Below are 514 nucleotides of genomic sequence, written 5' to 3'. Positions count from 1 at the left end.
GCTCGCCGGGCTGCGAGGAGCTGCCGCCGAACAGCGCGCGCTGCCGTTCCGGATGATCAAGTCGTCGGCCGACCTCGACCGCGAGGTGGCCGCCGCCGCCGCGGCCGGGCGGCCGCTGATGTTCGACTTCTATGCCGACTGGTGCGTGGCCTGCAAGGAAATGGAGAAGTACACCTTCCCCGAACCGGCGGTCCACGACGCCCTCGCCGACTTCGTCCTGCTGAAGGCCGACGTGACCGCCAACGACGCGGTCGACCAGGCCCTGATGAAGCGCCTCGGGATCATCGGCCCGCCGGCCACGCTGTATTACGTCGACGGTGTCGAGCGCCGCGAGCTGCGCCTGTACGGGTTCGAGCGACCGGAGCCTTTCGCCGCGCGCGCGGCCCGTGCGAGCGCGGGGATCGGTCCGTGAAGCCGACCACGAAAGTGCTGCTGGTCGCGCTCGGTGCCGGGCTGCTCGGCGCGGCCGCGGGCGTGCTGATGAACGGCCCCGGGCCGCTGCTGCGCAGCGAGG

At 72.2% G+C, this 514-nt stretch carries 1 protein-coding gene; it reads left to right on the top strand.

Annotated features, from left to right (window positions below):
- Positions 1-412: thioredoxin family protein (locus tag ACKVMH_RS13615; protein WP_412700680.1), on the top strand; the 412-nt coding region annotated here is incomplete at its 5' end.
- Positions 413-514 lie beyond the last annotated feature (102 nt).

The sequence above is a fragment of the Lysobacter zhanggongensis genome (assembly GCF_046638635.1).
Taxonomy (GTDB): Bacteria; Pseudomonadota; Gammaproteobacteria; order Xanthomonadales; family Xanthomonadaceae; genus Novilysobacter; species Novilysobacter luteus.
The sequence above is the reverse complement of the archived record's forward strand: the minus strand, read 5'-3'. Positions and strand labels throughout refer to the sequence as shown.